This window comes from Wenyingzhuangia sp. IMCC45533 (genome assembly GCF_054111225.1).
On record NZ_CM134197.1, the window covers coordinates 1,078,095 to 1,097,492 of the forward strand.

Below are 19,398 nucleotides of genomic sequence, written 5' to 3' on the forward strand. Positions count from 1 at the left end.
TATTTTTAAAAATTCAATTGCAATTAAAAAACCTGCTTCTTTATTTTTTCCCAAACAATCATCAATAAAACACTTGATATAAGTACTACGAATGACGATATAATTGCATTTGTTCTTGCTCCATAAATCCAATATCCTGTAGCAAACAGCGCTCCATAAATTACCACACACCCTAACAGCATAGCTAGAATTCCACTAGGCAAATTCCAACTTCCTTTTGAATCGTCTATGGAAATGCCCTTTGCAATTGCACTGTCCACAATTTTTTTCCAGCCAGGACCTCCAGGTTGCGTTTTTTTATAAAATTGATAAAGCACCTTATCAGATTCAGGTTGCGTAAGGTAAGTTACCAATAACCAGACCATAGTCGTAACCCCTACAATAATTGGATATTTAGACCAACTAGGTAGCAAAGCATTTGCATCGTTAAACAATAGATTATTTAAGGATGTAAAGTTTAACAGAATTGAAATAATACCCGAAGATAACATGGCTGATATTTCACTCCAAGCATTTACTCGCCACCAAAACCATCTTAAAATAAATAATAGACCTGTACCTGCTCCAAACATTAAAATAATATCAAAAAGTTGTAACGCACTCGTTAATAAAAGAGCTAATAACGCACTAAAAACCATAAGGACTACTGTTGTAATTTTACCTACTCTTACCAATTCTTTTTCCGTAGCATTGCTGTTTATTTGTTGCTTATACAAGTCATTTACAACATAGGAGGCACCCCAATTTAAATGGGTAGAGATGGTACTCATATAAGCAGCTATTAAAGATGCCAATACTAAACCTAATAGACCACTCGGTAACCTAGTTAACATGGCAGAATATGCTAAATCGTGACCTAACTTATCTGCTGATACGTTTGGGAAAGCCTCTTTGATACTCACTAAATCCGGATAGATAACTAGAGAAGCTAAGGCAACAATAATCCACGGCCAAGGCCTTAACGCATAGTGCATAATATTAAAAAAGAAAGTAGCTCCTATGGCATGATTTTCGTTTTTTGCGGCTAGCATCCTTTGCGCAATGTAACCTCCTCCTCCAGGTTCTGCTCCAGGATACCAAGAACTCCACCATTGTACTGCTAAAGGAATAATTAACAGAGTAATTAATGATTCTTTATCTGAAAAATCTGGAAATAAAGAAAGTTTATTAACTACATTTTTATGTATCAGTAAGTTCTGCAAACCTCCAACCTCTGGCAAATTCACTAAATAATAAGCAGCACCAACAGCACCCGACATGGCAACAAAAAACAATAAAAAATCAGTGTAAACCACTCCTCTGAATCCTCCAATAGCACTGAACACAACTGTAATTAAACCTGCACTCAAAACAGTTTGCCAAGGATCTAATCCTAACATAACTTGACCTATTTTAATTGCAGCTAAAGTAACTCCCGCCATGGCCATGATATTAAAAACAACTCCCAAGTAGATAGATCTAAATCCTCTTAGGAATTTAGCTGGTTTTCCTCCGTATCTCAATTCATAAAACTCTATATCTGTATCTACATCAGACTTTCTCCATAACTTTGCATAGACAAAAACAGTAAGGAGACCTGTTAATAAAAAAGCCCACCAAACCCAGTTACCAGCTACTCCGTTATTTCTTACAATATCTGTTACCAAATTTGGGGTATCAGTAGAAAAAGTTGTGGCAACCATAGATAAACCCAATAACCACCAAGGCATATTTTTTCCCGATAAAAAAAATTCAGTCGTGTTCTTCCCTGATTTTTTTGAAACCGAAAAACCTATTAACAAAGTGATAACAAAAAATAATGCGATTAATACATAATCAAAAGTGCTGAGAGAAATCATTTAACGGAATGTTTATTAAAATAAGACTTAAATTTAACAAAATAGCTTCGTTTAAACACTATCTCATTGATTATATAGCCCGTGTTTTAATATCGAATACTTACCCATCAATAAAAAGCCCAATAGTAATTTAACACTATTAGGCTCTATGGTATTGTATAATAAATTTAGTTTTTACAGAGCGATTGAGAAAGTCTGTTTTATGTCTTTGGAATTTCCACCTACCATAATATTGTACGTTCCAGGTTCTACCACCCATTTTCTTGATTTTTCATCAAAATAAGCAAAAGCTTGGTCATCTAGTATGAAAGAAACTTCTTCAAATTCTCCTGGTGCTAAATTTACTTTTTTGAATGCTTTTAGCTCCTTTTTAGGTCTTTCAACACTACTTTTAACATCGCTCACGTATAATTGAACAACCTCTTTACCTTCCACACTACCTGTGTTTTTTACCGTAACCCTAACTGTTACTTTATTATTTTTGGGAGAAGGTCTCACACAAACAAGATTGGAGTAATCAAACGTTGTGTAGCTCAAACCATATCCAAAAGGGTAAGCAGGTTCTAAATTGTTTTTTTCAAAGTGTCTATATCCTACAAAAACACCATCATCGTAATTTATTTCTTTAGCCGAGGTGTGTGTTGCTTTGTGGTACTGATCCACGGATTTGGGAATGGTAACTGTTAATTTACCTGATGGATTTACTTTTCCGTAAATTACGTTTGCCAAAGCATAACCTCCCTCTTGACCTGGAAAACCTGCATGAATAATAGCTTTTACTTTGCTTCTCCACTTTTCACTTACTACTCCAGAAGAATAGACCACTACAATTACGTTCTTATTAACCTTAGAAACCTCATCTATCAATTTTTCTTGGGCTAAAGACAAAGCTAAACTTTCTGTTCTATTTAGCTTTTCGTCTCTGTCTATTTTTTCTGATTCGATTAAACCAGAAGTTCCGACAGGCATAATAACGACTCTAGATTTTTTCGCTAGATTAATTGCTCTTGTTAAGTACTCGTCATTTCCGTAATCCCATAATAATTTACATTGATTTAATGATGTTGTCTTTTTAAATTCAACTCTTATATCATAAACTCCTTCTTCTAGGTAAGTAGTCCCTATGGCGAATTTGTCCCAGCCTAAATCTCTTTTTCTTTTATTGATGACCAATTTTTTATTGATGTATACTCTAGCTATTCCTTGAGCCTGAATTTCAAAAGTGTATAATCTAGATTTTGGTGCTTTAATCTTTCCTGTCCATCTCACAGAAAAAGGTTGATCTCTATTTTGTAAAATGGCTGGAGCCTCTCCCCAGTCAAAAGATACATTGCTATCTAATTGTTTAATGGGCTCTCCATCAAAATCGTCATTATCGTAATACTCAGCATTTAAGCCTGTTTTTCCTTTTTTAGAAACTAAGAACTGATTTCTAATTTCCGTGCAGCCGTGATCTCCGTAACAACCAGGTTCAAAAGCTATTTTTGCTCCTTTGTTTAAAGCTTTCAATCCTGCTACTGGAGTAATCATTTTATTTAGAGGAGGTGCTACACTTGAAATACCACCACCTTGTAACATTTGATAAGTTCTTTTACCCTCTCTAAAATGAGGTCCATATTTTCCGTTGGGACCTATAACAGCAATATTCTTTATCTTTTTATTATCTAGTGGCAAAAGTTTGCCTTCGTTTTTTAACAGAATAAGAGATTCTTCGGCTAACTTTCTGGCAATGGTTGCATTTTCTTTAGTCGCCAATAACTTAGGATTTTCGAACTGATAATTATCTACAACTCCCGAAACAAAAGTTACTACTAATAGCCTTCTCACCATTTCATCTATATTGGATTCCGTAATTTGATTCGCTTCAATAGCCTTTAAAATTTTTTCTTTGGTGAATTGATTGGCTGATGGCATTTCCAAATCAACACCTGCTTGAATCATTTCTGAAGCTGAATCTCCTGATCCATTCCAATTGGTCATTACGATTCCTTGGAATCCCCATTCGTCTTTTAAAATTTCACTCAACAAATGCTGATTTTCAGTTACTGGCTTTCCATTGATTTTATTGTACGATGTCATTAATGCCAAAGCTCCACCCTTTTGTACTGCTGCTTTAAACCCTGGCAGATAAATCTCTCTCAGAGCTCTTTCGCTTATTTTAACATTCAAAAAATCTCTTTCTCTTTCTTGATTGTTACAAACAAAATGTTTGAGTACCGCAAGGTTTCTTTGCGATTGTATCCCCCTAACATATGCCGATGCTATTTCTCCATTTAAAAAAGGATCTTCTGTAAAGTATTCAAAACTGCGACCTCCTCTTAAATCTTTAATGATATTCATGGCAGGTCCTAAGTTGGATTGTCCTCCCGCTGCATTCAACTCTTTACTTAAAGAATTCATAGAACGCTCAATTAAATTCTGATTCCATGTACTCGCCATGTTAAGCGAAACTGGGTAATAAGTTCCATTTTTTCGCAAGTAATCCGTGGCATTTACTCCGTAGGGACCTTGGAATACTTTAAAAGGCGATATATCTAAGCTTGGTGTTCCTTTGGTACCATCGTATTGACCAAGTTGACCTCCGGTTTTACCAACACCACTTAAAAAATCAATTTTTTCATCCAGTGTCATTCTATGTAGCAAATCCGTCACTCTGGTTTCTCCCTCTAGTTGTATTTTTTTGTACAACATAACTTGGGAAAAAGAGGATAAGCTAATAAAAACGAGAACAAATGTGAACGTATTTTTTAACTTCATAATTTTAAAATTGTATAATTATTTAGGGGTTTACAAATTTATTTTTTCTGTATAAAACTCACACATAATATAGCTCCTATTTTGCTACTCTTTATCAAAATAATAACTAAAATGAATAAATATAAATTAAACTAAAGCATCCTTAAAATAAGACTTTTTATTAGAAACTACTATATCTTTCAAACTATTTTTTCCTTGACAGAAAAGTCTCAAAAGATTCATTGATGTAGATCTAATAATTAGCAATGTAGTTGTACTCTTTTATTTAATATTCTACAAATTTTTCTACCATTCGTGTTTTATTTTATGATGCAATTTGGCTGTACCTATGTTGTACCCAAGCTAAAATACAGAAGAAAAAAGAAAGTAAAAAAGTGAAGTTTTTTGCAACAAAAAAGCCTCAACTACAATGAGTTAAGGCTTTATGTGATCGCGACAGGATTCGAACCTGTGACCGTCTGCTTAGAAGGCAGATGCTCTATCCAGCTGAGCTACGCGACCGTTTTGTGTCGGGGTGGCAGGATTCGAACCTGCGACCTCCTCGTCCCAAACGAGGCGCGATGACCGGGCTACGCTACACCCCGAAAAAGTCATCAATTTAATCTGCGGAGAGACAGGGACTCGAACCCTGGCGACGGTTACCCGTCGACAGATTAGCAATCTGCTCCATTACCACTCTGGCACCTCTCCCAAAATGTTTTACCATTTCGTTTAGCGGTTGCAAATATAGAAGATTCCTTTAATTACACCAACATTTTTATTTATTTTTTTTACTCTGGATACTCGATTCTAACGTGGTATATATTTTTAAGTTTTTTCTTAATTACCTTCTTTACACTCTCTATTTCTTTCAATGTAATGTTGGCATTTAAAAACTGTCCTTCGGATTTTTGTTTCTCCACAATGCGCTCTATTAAATCATCAATAGCACTAGCGGTTGGCTCAGGTAAACTCTTTGAAGCTGCCTCTGCAGCATCACACATCATTAATATACATGTTTCTTTGGAAAAAGGAATAGGTCCTGGATACCTAAAGTCATCTTGGTTAACTTCATCTGAATTTTCATCTAATTCCTTCTTGTAAAAATAATATACCAGACTAGTTCCATGGTGTGTTCTTATAAAATCAATAATTCTATCCGGAAGCCTATACTTTTTTGCCAACTCAATTCCTTCTAAAGTATGACCTATAATAATACTTGCGCTATCTCTTGGTGTTAGTTCGTTATGCGGGTTAACTCCTGTAGATTGATTTTCTGTAAAGTAAAAAGGATTTAATATTTTTCCAATATCATGATACAAAGCTCCTGTTCTTACCAACATTACATTTGCATTGATTTCGTTTGCTGCTGCCTCGGCCAAATTGGCCACTTGCATAGAATGCTGAAACGTTCCTGGGGCTTTTTCATTCAATTCTCTTAGCAGTAAGCTATTGGTGTTTGATAACTCTAATAATGTAATGTCAGACACCAAACCAAATAACTTTTCGTACAACCAAATCAGAAAAACTGATAAGAACGATAACACTCCATTTAACGCAAAAAGAATAAAATAATTACTCTTAATTTGGCTAATACCTCCTTCGTGAATAATGTAAAAAGCTAAGTACGTTAGCATATACACAAACGTTATTTTAATAACAGATATAAATAGATTTCCTCTTTTATGAATGTCTGAAACAGTTAAAATGGTAACAAAACCTGCAATGGTCTGCAAGTAGATATATTCAAAACTATTGGGAACAACAAATCCCAACATTAGCACCATTAATAAGTAAGAAAACATAGCTACTCTAGCATCAAAAAAAGCTTTGATTACGATGGGTAGTATACAAATGGGCACTACATATAAATAGTCTACTTGTTGCTTTATCATTAAGGTTTCTAAAAAAACCATCAGTAGCACATTTAAAAAAATGAATGTTACATGTGTATTATTCTCGTAAATTTCTTTTCTATCCAAATACAAAAAGAGCATCAGCATTCCCATGGCCAGTGATACCAAAATAATGTAACCCGTAAGTATCCAAACGTAGTTCTTTTTAGTCCACAGCTGGGATTCATATTCTTGCTTTAAAGAATTTAACACTTCCATTTTTTTACCTTCCACAATATCTCCTCTAGCTATTATGAGCTCTCTTGTTGATATTTTACCTTTGGTGTAAGTAAGTAGTTGTAACTCCTCATCTATATCTTTTTGAGTATATTCTTGATCGTAAAATACGTTAGGCTCTAAAACCTCTGCTAGCAAATTTGTAATGATGCTTTTGTAGTTATAATCTACCTGATCTTTTAAAACATTATTAATCAAAGGCAGTATTTCTTCTGGGGTAATTAATTTGTCGTAAACTATCTTGCTGACTTCTTGCTGTTTTCTTATAAAAATCTGCTGATTTGCATCTGATATCTCTTTTTGAGATACATCTACAAATCCTTTTTTATAGATATAACGAATCAAATCCAAAGCTGTTTTTTTGTAGATGGCAGCCTCGTTATTGGAATCTAAATCACTCTTCTCAATTTTTTCATCAAAAGCGTTGGAAAACTTTTTAATTACTTCAGTTTTAACTTTCGCATCTACTACAAAGTATAAATTAGCCTTTTTAGCAATACTCGCTTTTTCTGCTTCTATTTCTTCCTTGCTTTTTTGAATCGCAAAATCAAAAGGGGCTAGCAAATTTTCGTATTGCCAAGGTTTTCCTTTCTGAAACTCGTACTTAAACTGCCCCCCATTCGGAAAAAAATAGACAATGGAAAAAACTACCATAACAAATAGAAAGACCTTGTAAATGATAGATTGATTTTGGTAAATGCTATTAATAATGTTTTTCATTCATTGAATTTGATATCTCTCAAAAATAAACAATTAATTTTTGTAAATTAACTCTGTATTTACACCTAAAAACAAGTGTCTAACAAAGTAATACCATCTCTTGAATATATTCTCGGTTGCTCAGGTGCCAGAATTGTTGTTTCTTTGATAAATATTTTAAACCAAAAGCAAGCAAACTACGGTCTTGCTACAATTTTTTGGTGGTGGTGGAGCTACTGCCTTGATTATTAAAAACGTTAGCTAGTCTTTACATCTATATGGATTACGGTATTTGCAACCTTAGTATCATCCCTTTAAGATTAGAACCATCGGATACTTCTGAAATGGTATCTCAGGTGTTGTTAGGAGAGCATTTTAAAGTTTTAGAAATACGAAATAAATGGAGCAAGATAAGACTTGCTTTTGATAACTATGAGGGATGGCTGGACAATAAGCAATTTTTACTGATTCCTGAAAAAGATTATCATACACTAAACCAGTCGAAACTGTTTGTTTCCAATGATCTTATTAATTTTTCGGAGAATCAAAATAATATGTTATCGCACGTCTTAATAGGTTCTCATTTGCCTTTTTACACCCAAGGAAAATTTACTATAGGAGAAGAAAAACTTTACATAGAGGGTGAAGTTTTATCAGAAAAACAAGGGAAAGAAAAGCTGATTACTACAGCCTTGCAGTTTCTAAATTCTCCCTATTTGTGGGGTGGTAAATCTCCTATTGGAATTGATTGTTCTGGACTTACTCAGTTGGTATATAAAATTAACGGATACACGTTGCAAAGAGATGCTAAAGACCAAGCCAAACAGGGTGAGGTGTTAAGTTTTATAGAAGAAAGCGAACCTGGGGATCTTGCTTTTTTTGATAATGAAGAGGGGAGTATCATTCATGTTGGAATCATGATGGCAGACAACTACATTATACATGCTCACGGAAAAGTAAGGATTGACAGGTTAGACCATTTGGGTATTTATAATGTGGATAGTAAAAGACATACCCACAAACTAAGAGTTATTAAAAAAATTATATAACCATCTCTTTACAGTTTTTCGATACAATCATATCTCCTTCTGTAACACTCTTTATATAATCTACACTTACATTGGGTGCCGTTTCTTGTAAAACAAAGCAGCCTTTTTCTATGGTGAAAACTGCCAAATTAGTAACAATTTTTTTAACACAAGCAACACCTGTTAAAGGTAAACTACATTTTTTTAATAGTTTTGATTCTCCATTTTTATTGGTATGCATCATAGCTACAATAATCTGATTTGCACTAGCAACCAAATCCATTGCTCCCCCCATACCTTTAACCATTTTTCCGGGAATTTTCCAATTGGCGATATCTCCATGCTGCGAAACTTCCATCGCTCCAAGAACCGTTAAATCGATATGTTTTCCCCTTATCATCCCAAAACTTAATTCTGAATCAAAAAAAGAAGCTCCTGGCAAAGTTGTAATCGTCTGTTTTCCTGCATTAATTATATCGGCATCGACCTGGTTTTTGGTTGGGAATGATCCCATACCTAACACACCATTTTCACTTTGAAATTCTACATCAATATCATTAGGAACGTAATTGGCTACCAAAGTAGGAATTCCAATTCCTAAGTTTACGTAAAAACCATCTTGTAATTCTTTAGATATTCTATGGGCTATTTGCTCTTTGTTTAACATAAACGTTATTCAGTTATCGTTAGTTTCTCTATTTTTTTTTCATAAAAATTTCCTTTAAAAATTCTCTGTACAAATATACCTGGAACATGAATATCGTTAGGATCTAAAGCTCCTACCGGCAAAAGTTCTTCGACCTCAACCACATTAATGTTAGCAGCCCCACACATGACTTGATTAAAATTTCTGGCAGTCCCTTTAAACACTATATTTCCTGCCTCGTCTCCCTTCCATGCTTTTATCAATGCAAAATCTGCTTGTACTGCATATTCAAGCAAATGTCTTTTGTTATCAAAAACCCTTTCCTCTTTGCCTATTGCTACTTCTGTACCCACACCTGCTGGTGTATAAAAAGCTGGAATTCCCATCTTGGCTGATCTACAGCGCTCTGCCAATGTTCCCTGAGGAATTAACTCAACTTCAATTTCTCCGTTTAACATTTGTCTTTCGAACTCTTTGTTTTCTCCAACATAAGAAGAAACCATTTTTTTTATTTGTTTATTTTGAAGTAACAAGCCCAAACCAAAATTATCTACCCCAGCATTGTTAGACACACAGGTTAGTTGTTGTACTTTTAAACGAACTAATTCTGCGATAGCATTTTCTGGAATACCACACAAACCAAAACCACCTAGCAATAAAGTCTTGCCGTTGGTAATACCTTTTAATGCTTCTTGTACAGAATTTACTTTTTTAGATATCATACCTTTTAATTGAATTCTATGAAAGATAACACAATCGTAAACAAAAACAAAGGTTTCACTTTGGAGTGAAACCTTTGTTTTATAATGAGTTTAACTGTATTTTAACCCTAAGCTATTACTGAATTGCACTAGCTTTGTCTTTCTGCCCTAAACTGTTGTAAAGATTAATTAGAGTTGCTTTAATACCGTCGGTTTTTTCCAATTCATAAGCCTTTTCAAAAGTAGGAATTGCTTTTTGATACATCGCATCTAGCTTCTTCTTGATTGCATCATAATTTTTACGGTTGTTCAAATTTTGATTTAGTTCTTGGATAATAGAAGCTTCTTTAGACATAATGGCTAAGCCTTTGTTTACATAAGCTCCTCTGTAATTAGGATCTAGTTCAATTACTTTATCATAAGCTAAAATAGCCTCTTCAGTATTATTTAACTCCTGATGTGTTATACCCAAATTAAGCCATGTATTTTTGTTATTAGGATCTAACTTTGCAACGTCTTGTAATGCTTTAACAAACCCCTTTTTATCTCCTGTCTTGTAAATTACAGTTGCATAGTCGTTCATAAACTTTACGTTCTCAGGAAACTCTTTTCTAGCTCTATCTAACGTACTAAGAGTCTTTTTATTCGACCCTTTATTATTATAAATTCTAACCAAGTTATTATAATATTCTACTCTAGTTTTAGCATCAATTTTAATTTCCTCAGGTTTGTGATGAGTTTTAATCTCAACCATCAAATCTCTACTTTCCTTATCAAAGTATTCATCTACTCTTTTAGTTCTTTTATCTGTAGCCGCATAGGAGATATTATTGCGATCTAGTTTTAGCAATTTTTCTAAAACTCCAATCATTTTATCTTCGCTTTTAGCTTGCTGATAATTGAACAATGAAAGTATCAATAAATCCCTTCTTTCAGGAAAAGCCTTACTATACAAATCATAAAAACCTCCTGATTGGTTGTAGTTTTTTTTCTTTACGGCTTGACTAATTCTACCAAAGTAAAAATTATGAATATTATTTAAATACTCTATTGACTTTTTTGTGTAGTCATCTTGCCCCTTTTCCTGCTCACTTTTTATTGCCTTTTTAAAAAATTCTGCTGCAGTGATGTAGTCAGCATTTTTTTTGTCTCCAAAGGCATTTCTACCATATAAATAGAACAAATATGATTCGTATTCTGTTCCTTTGGCAGTAGCATCAATCTCTTTCAAAGCTGCATTTGCTTCTTGCTTTTTTCCGGAATTAATTAGTTTTTTCTCAATACTTTTTAATTCTTTTTTTTGGGCTATTCCAGAAAAGGAAATTACAGTGCTTAGGGCTACTAATAATATTTTATTCATATAAAATTGATTAATTCAAATAAATTAAAACTCCGTTTAAGAGTTGTTTTCGTTACCTGTTTCTTCAGTAGAGGTTTCTAATGATTCATCTACTTCCTCATCGTCTTTCATTACTTTAGCAACAGCAGCAATAGAATCAGAATTTTTTATGTTGATTAACTTTACTCCCTGAGTGGCTCTACCCATTGTTCTCAACTGTTCTACCTCCATACGGATGGTAATCCCAGATTTGTTAATAATCATCAAATCGTCTTCGTTAGTTACGTTTTTAATAGCAACCAAATCTCCTGTTTTTTCAGAAATGTTTAAAGTCTTTACTCCTTTTCCACCTCTGTTTGTAATACGATAATCTTCCAAACTAGATCGTTTTCCATATCCTTTTTCAGAAACCACTAGGATATCGCTTTCCATATCATCTACAGCAATCATGCCAATTACCTCATCTTGCTCATGAGCCAAGGTAATACCTCTAACTCCAGATGCTGTTCTTCCCATAGGTCTTGTTTTTTCTTCTTCAAACCTAATCGTCTTCCCAGATTTTACAGCTAACATTACTTGGCTGCTTCCGTTAGTTAATTTAGCTTCGAGCAACTCATCCTCTTCTTTAATAGTGATGGCTTGAACTCCATTAGTTCTAGGTCTTGAGTATTGCTCTAAAGAAGTCTTTTTAACCTGACCTTTTTTAGTAGCCATAATAACATAATGACTATTGATATAATCTTGATCTTTTAAATCTTGAGTAACTAGAAAGGCTTTTACTTTATCATCACTTTCTATGTTGATTAAGTTTTGTAACGCTCTACCTTTAGATACTTTAGTTCCTTCTGGTATTTCGTATACCCTCATCCAAAACACTTTTCCTTTTTGAGTAAAGAACATCATGTACTGATGATTTGTAGCTACAAATAGGTGTTCTAAGAAATCTTCATTTCTTGTGGCTACTCCTTTCTGTCCTTTTCCTCCTCTGTTCTGCGTTTTGTATTCTGATAATGGAGTACGTTTAACATAACCTGCATGAGATATAGTAACTACTACTTTTGAGTTAGGAATGATATCCTCAATTCTCATATCACCTCCTGCATATTCAATTACAGAACGTCTTTCATCACCATACTTGTCTCTAATAGCAATTAGTTCGTTCTTAATGATTTCCATTCTTCTTGGCTCGTTCGCTAAAATATCTTTTAAATCTGCAATCAAAACCATCAAATCATCGTACTCCGCTCTTAATTTATCTTGCTCTAGTCCTGTTAACTGCCCCAAGCGCATTGCAACAATTGCTTTTGCTTGAACTTCGGTTAAATCAAAACGAGCCATTAATTTTTCACGAGCCTCATCTTGACTTTTAGAAGCTCTAATGATTTTAATCACTTCATCAATGTTATCAGAAGCAATAATTAAACCTTCTAGTATGTGAGCTCTGTCTTCTGCTTTTTTAAGGTCGAATTGAGTTCTACGGGTTACTACCTCGTGTCTATGCTCTACAAAGTGATAAATTAAATCTTTTAAATTTAACATTTCTGGTTTACCATTAACCAAAGCAATGTTATTAACGCTAAAAGAGGTTTGTAGTAAAGTATATTTGTAAAGCTTGTTTAATACAATGTTAGGAATTGCATCTTTCTTTAAAACATAAACAACTCTCATCCCTTTACGGTCAGATTCGTCACGTATATTTGCTATTCCTTCTAATTTTTTATCGTTAACTAACTCCGCAGTTTTTTTAATCATTTCTGCTTTGTTAACCAAGTAAGGAATTTCCGTAACTACAATACAATCTCTTCCTTTAATTTCCTCAAAAGAAGCCTTTGCTCTCATTACAATTTTACCTCTACCAGTATGGAAAGCATCCTTTACACCGTCGTAACCATAAATGATTCCCCCTGTAGGAAAATCTGGAGCTTTTATAAACTCCATCAAACCATCTATATCAATATCTCTGTTATCAATATAAGCTTCAATACCGTTAATCACCTCAGTTAAATTGTGAGGGGCCATATTGGTAGCCATTCCTACCGCAATACCAGAAGCTCCGTTTACTAACAAGTTAGGTATACGTGTTGGTAAAACTGTAGGTTCGTTTAAAGTATCATCAAAATTTAATTTATAATCAATCGTTTCTTTCTCGATATCAGACAACATCTCTTCAGAAATTTTCTGCATACGAACCTCCGTATAACGCATCGCTGCTGGACTATCTCCATCTACAGAACCAAAGTTCCCTTGACCATCTACCATCATATAGCGCACACTCCAGTCTTGAGCCATACGCACCATTGAGTCATACACCGATGTATCACCATGCGGATGGTACTTACCCAATACCTCTCCTACTACTCTTGCAGATTTTTTATACGCACCAGTAGACCTAATTCCTAACTCATGCATTCCAAAAAGCACACGTCTATGTACAGGCTTTAATCCATCTCTAACATCTGGTAGCGCACGTGACACAATTACAGACATAGAATAATCAATATATGCAGATTTCATCTGCTCTTCTATATTAATCGGGATTAGCTTTTCTCCTTCAATCATGTATAATATTCTTAAGTTATATTTTATTTATCAACATAGCAATTTACATTTTTTAGGCGATTTTGCAAGTGATACAAGCTCGTAATTTAGCGATAAGTTATTAACAAATGAAATTCAAAGTTTAGTTTGTTAAAATATGTTTTATATCCATATTTTATTTTTAAAATACTGAAAAACAGACTACTAAAAACAAGCCAATTTGGCATTTCAGAAGTATGGCAAGTTATTTGTAAAATATCTAAAAAAAATCTACTAAATTTACGTAGAACCTAATCTTAAAAAGACAGCATATGGATGATAATTTTTCACAAGAGGTAAAGGATGTCATTGGTTTCAGTAAAGAAGAAGCTATTAGACTAGGTCATGACTTTATTGGTACCGAGCATTTGGTTCTAGGAATCATTAGAAACGAAACTAGCAAAGCCAACGATATGTTGATTGCTTTGGATGTAAACTTAGAATATTTAAAACATAAAGTTGAGGCTTTACACCCAATATCAAGCTTGCCATCAATACAATCCGACAAAAAGAATTTACACTTAACCAAACAAGCTGAAAAAGCGCTTAAATCTACTTTTTTAGAGGCTCGTTTGTACAATAGCACTACTGTAGATACTGCACTGTTATTGTTGTGTATTTTAAGAAATGATAACGACCCTGTTACTAAAATTTTAGACAAGTTACATATTTCTTACAACGATGTTAAATCGCTTTACAAACAATTAAGCCAAGGAGATGATAATATGGATGAAATAGACAATACTTTTGAATCCCCAACCAATGAGAGTTCACAGGATTTTCCTTCTGGAAACTCGGGTTCTTTTGAAAAGAGTTCCCCTAGCGGAAATCAAAGTAAAAAATCTAAAACACCTGTTTTAGATAATTTTGGGCGTGACCTAACTTTTTTAGCAGAAACGGATAAACTTGACCCTGTTGTAGGTCGTAAAGAGGAAATTGAAAGAGTTTCTCAAATTTTAAGTAGACGTAAAAAAAACAATCCAATGCTTATTGGAGAACCTGGAGTAGGTAAATCTGCTATTGCAGAAGGATTGGCATTGAGAATAGTACAGCGTAAGGTTTCTAGAATACTTTTTAACAAAAGAGTTATTTCTTTAGACTTGGCTAGTTTGGTTGCAGGTACTAAGTACCGTGGGCAATTTGAAGAGCGTATGAAAGCGTTGATGAATGAATTGGAGAAGAATGATGATATCATTTTATTCATAGATGAAATTCATACCATTGTTGGTGCGGGTGGTGCCACAGGTTCTTTAGATGCTTCAAATATGTTAAAACCTGCTCTAGCTAGAGGAGAAATACAATGTATTGGTGCTACTACTTTAGACGAATATCGTCAGAATATTGAAAAAGATGGAGCTTTAGAAAGACGTTTTCAAAAGGTGATTGTGGAACCTACTTCTGAGGAAGAAACTTTACAAATATTGCAAAATATCAAGGCTAAATATGAAGATCATCATAATGTAACCTTTACTGAGGATGCTTTAAAAGCATGTGTTAAGTTAACCAATCGCTACATGACGGATAGATTTTTACCAGACAAGGCTATTGATGCTTTGGACGAGGCCGGATCTAGAATTCATATTACAAATATTGTGGTGCCTCAACAAATCATTCAGTTAGAAACTGAATTGGAAAACATCAAAGAGAAAAAAACCAAAGCGGTTAATGGGCAAAAATATGAGGAAGCTGCCAAGTTAAGAGATGATGAAAAAAATATGGAAGCTGCCCTAGCCTCTGCACAACAACAGTGGGAAGAAGCCGCTAAAAAGAACAGAGAGACTGTAACTGAAGAGAATGTTGCTGAGGTTGTTTCTATGATGACGGGAATTCCTGTAAATAGAGTTGCCGAAGCGGAAAGCAATAAACTGCGAGAGTTGCCAACAACTATTAAAGGGAAAGTAATTGGTCAAGATGAGGCTATTGCCAAAGTTATTAAGGCTATTCAGCGTAACAGAGTTGGACTAAAAGATCCCAACAAACCTATTGGTTCATTCATTTTTCTAGGACAAACAGGAGTTGGTAAAACGCAATTGGCTAAAATTTTAGCGAATGAAATGTTCGATTCTGATGATGCACTTATTCGTATCGACATGAGTGAGTACATGGAGAAGTTTGCGATTTCTAGATTGGTAGGTGCTCCTCCAGGTTACGTGGGTTACGAAGAGGGCGGACAATTAACAGAAAAAGTGAGAAGAAAACCTTACTCTATTGTTCTATTAGATGAAATTGAAAAGGCTCACCCTGATGTTTTTAATATGTTGCTACAGATTTTAGACGACGGTTTTGTGACTGATAGTTTGGGTCGTAAGATAGATTTTAGAAATACTATCGTTATTATGACTTCTAATATTGGGGCAAGACAAGTAAAGGACTTTGGTGCTGGTGTTGGTTTTGGAACTTCTTCTAAAAAGGCACAAGCTAATGAGCATATTAAAAGTGTCATAGAAAGCGCTCTTAAAAAATCGTTCGCTCCTGAGTTTTTAAATAGAATTGACGATGTTATTTTATTTAATGCTTTGGAAAGAGAAGACATTCACAAAATTATTGACATTGAATTATCTAAACTGACTCAAAGAATTCAAGGATTGGGTTATACTTTAGTTTTAAGCGATGATGCCAAAGATTATATTGCTGACAAAGGTTTTGATAAGAAATATGGAGCTAGACCTTTAAAACGTGCTATCCAAAAGTATATAGAAGATGCGTTGGCAGAGGAAATTGTAAATACCAATTTAAACGAGGGAGATACAATTCAAATGAACTTGGATAAGGAGAAACAGGAATTAACTATTTCTATAGAACAAGCCAAAAACACCGAAGTGTAGGCACTTTTTTTTGCAGATTCTTTTATACTTTAGAATGTTATTAAAAAAAGCGAGTGGAACATGTTCCACTCGCTTTTTTATTTTCACTTGTTTTGCTTAGTCATACTGAACTCGTTTCAGCATCTCATCATTACTAAAACCTCATTACTTCAAAAGATTTTACCAATCGCAAGCTGAAATACACCAGCAAATTGATTATATGATAACGTCTCTCAACTTGATATTGGCTTGATCTAAAAAAGAGAGAGATAGTTCTATAATTTCAATCTCAGATAATTTATTTAACTGTACGGTAGTAAAAATCTCTATTACAGATTTTGGCATCAAGACAGTATCGTTTATAACTGTAAAATTCAAAATCCCCATACTCACTTGCTCCTTACTAACCGTTATGATATCAATCCCATTGATTTTTAGATTTGCAAGTAAACTTTTTTTTGTTTTTTTATCACTTATATAATCTAAACATACGAGTAGTGTAGTACCTAAAAAACAAGCTATATCCCTGGTAAATAAACCATCCGGTAAATCGAAGCTAAAAGGAGTTAGTTCAAAATCTTCGCAGTACTCCTCAAATAAAGATTCGTCCGTTTTTTGATTAATTCCTGCCAAAGCTATTTCTGATGACGGGTGAGCTACCAAACTTTCGCTTCCATAAAAAAACACTTCTTCTTTTATAGCTTCTGTATAATCAATTAATTCCTTATTTTTTACATCAAGAACTTCATCAATTAAACCGTAGTAAGATTTTAAATTTCTTACCGCAGAAACAGCAACAGTATGCGAATTCTCAAAAAACAAACTAGATAGACTCAGTGGTTTTTCCGTTACCGTTTTTAACACATTAGTTTTTAAAATATTTTTTAAAACTTCAAAATCCTTTTTTAACAAGGCTGTCTGTGTATTGGGAATTATCCCCAAATTTTGAATCTTCCAATTTCTAAAATCTAATAATAGCATTGTTTTTTCTTTGTTTTATAAGAATAGGCAAAAATAAAGTTCTTTATCCAATTCACAGGTTTTTAGTACTCCTTGTCTCCTGTTTAAACTATTTTTTTCTTGAAACTATCAAAATTCAAAACGTAACGTCATTCTGTGCCTGACACAGAATCTCATCCTTATCTTCTCAAAAGCTGTATTACCTGTCAATAAGTTATCTTGAAACGAACTAATAACAAAAATCAATCTGTTATTAAACAAATTAGTTTTGTGAACTTAATATTAGTGCTCCTAAAGTAGTTGTGTGCTCGGATTATGAATCCGAAGTGACGGGTCATTGATGTAGTTCTAAACATGGCTAAAGCCTTAAATACTACTGTTGGTTATTTATTAGGAGAAAGCAACAATACCATTATTTTTAAAAACCCTGAGATGTTAAAAAGATTTGAAGAACTTAACAACCTACCCGAACACGACAAAAATTGTATTCTCTATACATTAGATGGGCTTTTGCAAAACGTAAAAACAAAACAAGCTTATTCTTAAAAAAAGAGCCCTATTTCATCTATTTCTAAAACAGTAAGGTCTCCTTGAAAATTTCTTGCACTACTGTACTTCCAATCTAAAGTATTGGTTACAAATCCACTTTCTATTGGATTCTTATGTATGTAATCTATTTTTTGTTTGATTACTTTTTCACTCCATAATTCTATAGGCTGATTGTGATGTTGCCAAAATTGATATTTACTTGTTGTTGCATTCTTTTTTCCTGCTCGTTCAAACATCCATAACAACCATTCTTTTCTACTTTCCTGTGGATTATTTGCTATGGCTTCTAATACTTTTTTACTAGTATGCCTCTTGAAATCTCGTAACAATTCCGAGGGTTCTCCTAGACTAGAGCGAAAAATAAAATGTACGTGACTGGGCATAAAACAATAGCAATACAATTCCATCCCTTTTTCTTTTCGGCAATAAACAACGCTGTCTGATAAAACATCTAAATATACTTGTCTGGTAAATACATCTATCCAATGGACAGTAGCAAAACTTACAAAGTATAAACCGTTTTTGTTGTGAAATTTGTATTTCCTACTCATAGCAAACACAAAATACAAAAACTACTCTAAAGAAATAAAGTAGTTTTTATTATTGGTATCTCAGTAGCTAACCGTACTAGTTAAAAACTAGGACTAGCAAACATTTTATAAACTAGGACTAGCGGGGGAATTCAGTACTTTAATTCACTAAACATTCTGCTTTTTTTGTCTGAATTCTTACTGTTTCTTAAGTCGAACTCACGTTAATTAAGAACTTCATAGTCTAGATCAATAAAATATTGATTCTCATAAGGTTTTCCTTCTATAGTATCTGACTCCTTTAAAATACCTCTTACATGTCCATCCATAATACTATCAGAATAAACTTTTACAAAAATCTTGAGATTACCATACTGGTAATCATACCCTTTGTCTTTCAAATTCAAAATAGTGTCATATCTTATATCATTCATATTTGAAAAAATACTATCTAATCTTTCTTCTCCTTTGGATGGGTACATAAAATATATTTTACTATTAAATGAATACTTAGGATAAGTAAGATTTATCCAAATAGGGTTGGCCTCATCTAATCTAATCTGCTTTTTAAATCCAATAATTGTGTAACCAATTCCCCCAATAGTATCCTTATTTGAATTCAAATCCCAATAAGTATTCAATCTTGTTGAATTATTAACGTTTTTATAATTTAAAATTCTTTTAACGTTACCTAAACTATCATAAACTTTCCATTCACCTATTTGTATAGAATCATACAATAAGCTACCTTCAATTTTTATTAATCCGCTAGGATAAAATTCTTTGTATGATCTAATTTTGTCATCAACTTGATTACATCCTACTACTAATAATAATAATAATAATAAATTTTTCATGA

General features: G+C 33.6%; 13 protein-coding genes and 3 tRNA genes. 3 read left to right on the forward strand and 13 right to left on the reverse strand.

Translation table 11 applies throughout. The features are described 5' to 3' along the window. Nucleotides 1-23 precede the first annotated feature (23 nt). From ACXGQW_RS04760 to ACXGQW_RS04785, 6 genes are all read right to left on the reverse strand, one after another. Nucleotides 24-1,838 (reverse strand): sodium:solute symporter family protein, encoded by a 1,815-nt coding sequence (locus tag ACXGQW_RS04760; protein ID WP_457823956.1) that lies wholly within the window; start codon nt 1,836-1,838, stop codon nt 24-26. A gap of 174 nt (nt 1,839-2,012) precedes the next feature. Next, a complete protein-coding gene (locus ACXGQW_RS04765; RefSeq protein ID WP_457823957.1) occupies nt 2,013-4,595 on the reverse strand; it encodes a glycoside hydrolase family 3 protein in 2,583 nt (860 codons plus the stop codon). A 427-nt stretch (nt 4,596-5,022) separates the two neighbouring features. Continuing rightward, nucleotides 5,023-5,096 (reverse strand) — tRNA-Arg (locus ACXGQW_RS04770). 8 nt (nt 5,097-5,104) lie between these two features. Further along, a tRNA-Pro gene (locus ACXGQW_RS04775) sits at nt 5,105-5,179 on the reverse strand. 22 nt (nt 5,180-5,201) lie between these two features. Next, nucleotides 5,202-5,285 (reverse strand) — tRNA-Ser (locus ACXGQW_RS04780). An 80-nt stretch (nt 5,286-5,365) separates the two neighbouring features. Further along, complete coding sequence (locus tag ACXGQW_RS04785; RefSeq protein WP_457823958.1) at nt 5,366-7,426, reverse strand: HD family phosphohydrolase; 2,061 nt, start codon at nt 7,424-7,426, stop codon at nt 5,366-5,368. Nucleotides 7,427-7,683: 257 nt separating this feature from the next. Between ACXGQW_RS04785 and ACXGQW_RS04790 the strand changes: the two genes are divergently transcribed. Then, nucleotides 7,684-8,454 (forward strand): C40 family peptidase, encoded by a 771-nt coding sequence (locus ACXGQW_RS04790; RefSeq protein WP_457823959.1) that lies wholly within the window; start codon nt 7,684-7,686, stop codon nt 8,452-8,454. Here the strand turns inward: ACXGQW_RS04790 and ACXGQW_RS04795 are convergent. From ACXGQW_RS04795 to gyrA, 4 genes are all read right to left on the reverse strand, one after another. Continuing rightward, nucleotides 8,447-9,100: a 3-oxoacid CoA-transferase subunit B gene (locus tag ACXGQW_RS04795; protein WP_457823960.1), complete on the reverse strand. Its 654-nt coding sequence runs from the start codon at nt 9,098-9,100 to the stop codon at nt 8,447-8,449. The two genes, ACXGQW_RS04790 and ACXGQW_RS04795, sit on opposite strands and share 8 nt — an antisense overlap. A 5-nt stretch (nt 9,101-9,105) precedes the next feature. Beyond that, nucleotides 9,106-9,801: a CoA transferase subunit A gene (locus ACXGQW_RS04800; RefSeq protein ID WP_457823961.1), complete on the reverse strand. Its 696-nt coding sequence runs from the start codon at nt 9,799-9,801 to the stop codon at nt 9,106-9,108. Nucleotides 9,802-9,916: 115 nt separating this feature from the next. Beyond that, on the reverse strand, nt 9,917-11,140 hold the full coding sequence (locus tag ACXGQW_RS04805) for a tetratricopeptide repeat protein (RefSeq protein WP_457823962.1): 1,224 nt from the start codon (nt 11,138-11,140) through the stop codon (nt 9,917-9,919). 36 nt (nt 11,141-11,176) lie between these two features. Beyond that, nucleotides 11,177-13,678 (reverse strand): DNA gyrase subunit A, encoded by a 2,502-nt coding sequence (gyrA, locus tag ACXGQW_RS04810; RefSeq protein WP_457823963.1) that lies wholly within the window; start codon nt 13,676-13,678, stop codon nt 11,177-11,179. 290 nt (nt 13,679-13,968) lie between these two features. On the opposite strand from gyrA, the gene ACXGQW_RS04815 reads away from it, so the two are divergent. Then, a complete protein-coding gene (locus ACXGQW_RS04815; RefSeq protein WP_457823964.1) occupies nt 13,969-16,521 on the forward strand; it encodes an ATP-dependent Clp protease ATP-binding subunit in 2,553 nt (850 codons plus the stop codon). Nucleotides 16,522-16,716: 195 nt separating this feature from the next. Here ACXGQW_RS04815 and ACXGQW_RS04820 read toward each other — a convergent pair whose 3' ends face one another. Then, nucleotides 16,717-17,481: an arginine deiminase-related protein gene (locus ACXGQW_RS04820; protein WP_457823965.1), complete on the reverse strand. Its 765-nt coding sequence runs from the start codon at nt 17,479-17,481 to the stop codon at nt 16,717-16,719. A 333-nt stretch (nt 17,482-17,814) separates the two neighbouring features. Here ACXGQW_RS04820 and ACXGQW_RS04825 point away from each other — a divergent pair, with 333 nt between their 5' ends. Then, the gene (locus ACXGQW_RS04825) at nt 17,815-18,006 is read left to right on the forward strand and encodes a hypothetical protein (RefSeq protein WP_457823966.1); all 192 of its coding nucleotides are present in this window, start codon (nt 17,815-17,817) and stop codon (nt 18,004-18,006) included. On the opposite strand, the gene ACXGQW_RS04830 is transcribed toward ACXGQW_RS04825, so the two are convergent. Beyond that, on the reverse strand, nt 18,003-18,560 hold the full coding sequence (locus tag ACXGQW_RS04830) for an REP-associated tyrosine transposase (RefSeq protein WP_457823967.1): 558 nt from the start codon (nt 18,558-18,560) through the stop codon (nt 18,003-18,005). The two genes, ACXGQW_RS04825 and ACXGQW_RS04830, sit on opposite strands and share 4 nt — an antisense overlap. A gap of 203 nt (nt 18,561-18,763) precedes the next feature. Further along, entirely contained in the window at nt 18,764-19,396 is a 633-nt protein-coding gene (locus ACXGQW_RS04835) for a hypothetical protein (protein WP_457823968.1), read from the reverse strand. Between the last annotated feature and the right edge of the window lie 2 nt (nt 19,397-19,398).

Coding starts and splice junctions, on each gene's coding strand:
- ACXGQW_RS04760 (WP_457823956.1), bottom strand. CDS start 1,838: ATGATTTCTCTCAGCACTTTTGATTATGTATTAATCGCATTATTTTTT.
- ACXGQW_RS04765 (WP_457823957.1), bottom strand. CDS start 4,595: ATGAAGTTAAAAAATACGTTCACATTTGTTCTCGTTTTTATTAGCTTA.
- ACXGQW_RS04785 (WP_457823958.1), bottom strand. CDS start 7,426: ATGAAAAACATTATTAATAGCATTTACCAAAATCAATCTATCATTTAC.
- ACXGQW_RS04790 (WP_457823959.1), top strand. CDS start 7,684: ATGGATTACGGTATTTGCAACCTTAGTATCATCCCTTTAAGATTAGAA.
- ACXGQW_RS04795 (WP_457823960.1), bottom strand. CDS start 9,100: ATGTTAAACAAAGAGCAAATAGCCCATAGAATATCTAAAGAATTACAA.
- ACXGQW_RS04800 (WP_457823961.1), bottom strand. CDS start 9,801: ATGATATCTAAAAAAGTAAATTCTGTACAAGAAGCATTAAAAGGTATT.
- ACXGQW_RS04805 (WP_457823962.1), bottom strand. CDS start 11,140: ATGAATAAAATATTATTAGTAGCCCTAAGCACTGTAATTTCCTTTTCT.
- gyrA (WP_457823963.1), bottom strand. CDS start 13,678: ATGATTGAAGGAGAAAAGCTAATCCCGATTAATATAGAAGAGCAGATG.
- ACXGQW_RS04815 (WP_457823964.1), top strand. CDS start 13,969: ATGGATGATAATTTTTCACAAGAGGTAAAGGATGTCATTGGTTTCAGT.
- ACXGQW_RS04820 (WP_457823965.1), bottom strand. CDS start 17,481: ATGCTATTATTAGATTTTAGAAATTGGAAGATTCAAAATTTGGGGATA.
- ACXGQW_RS04825 (WP_457823966.1), top strand. CDS start 17,815: ATGGCTAAAGCCTTAAATACTACTGTTGGTTATTTATTAGGAGAAAGC.
- ACXGQW_RS04830 (WP_457823967.1), bottom strand. CDS start 18,560: ATGAGTAGGAAATACAAATTTCACAACAAAAACGGTTTATACTTTGTA.
- ACXGQW_RS04835 (WP_457823968.1), bottom strand. CDS start 19,396: ATGAAAAATTTATTATTATTATTATTATTAGTAGTAGGATGTAATCAA.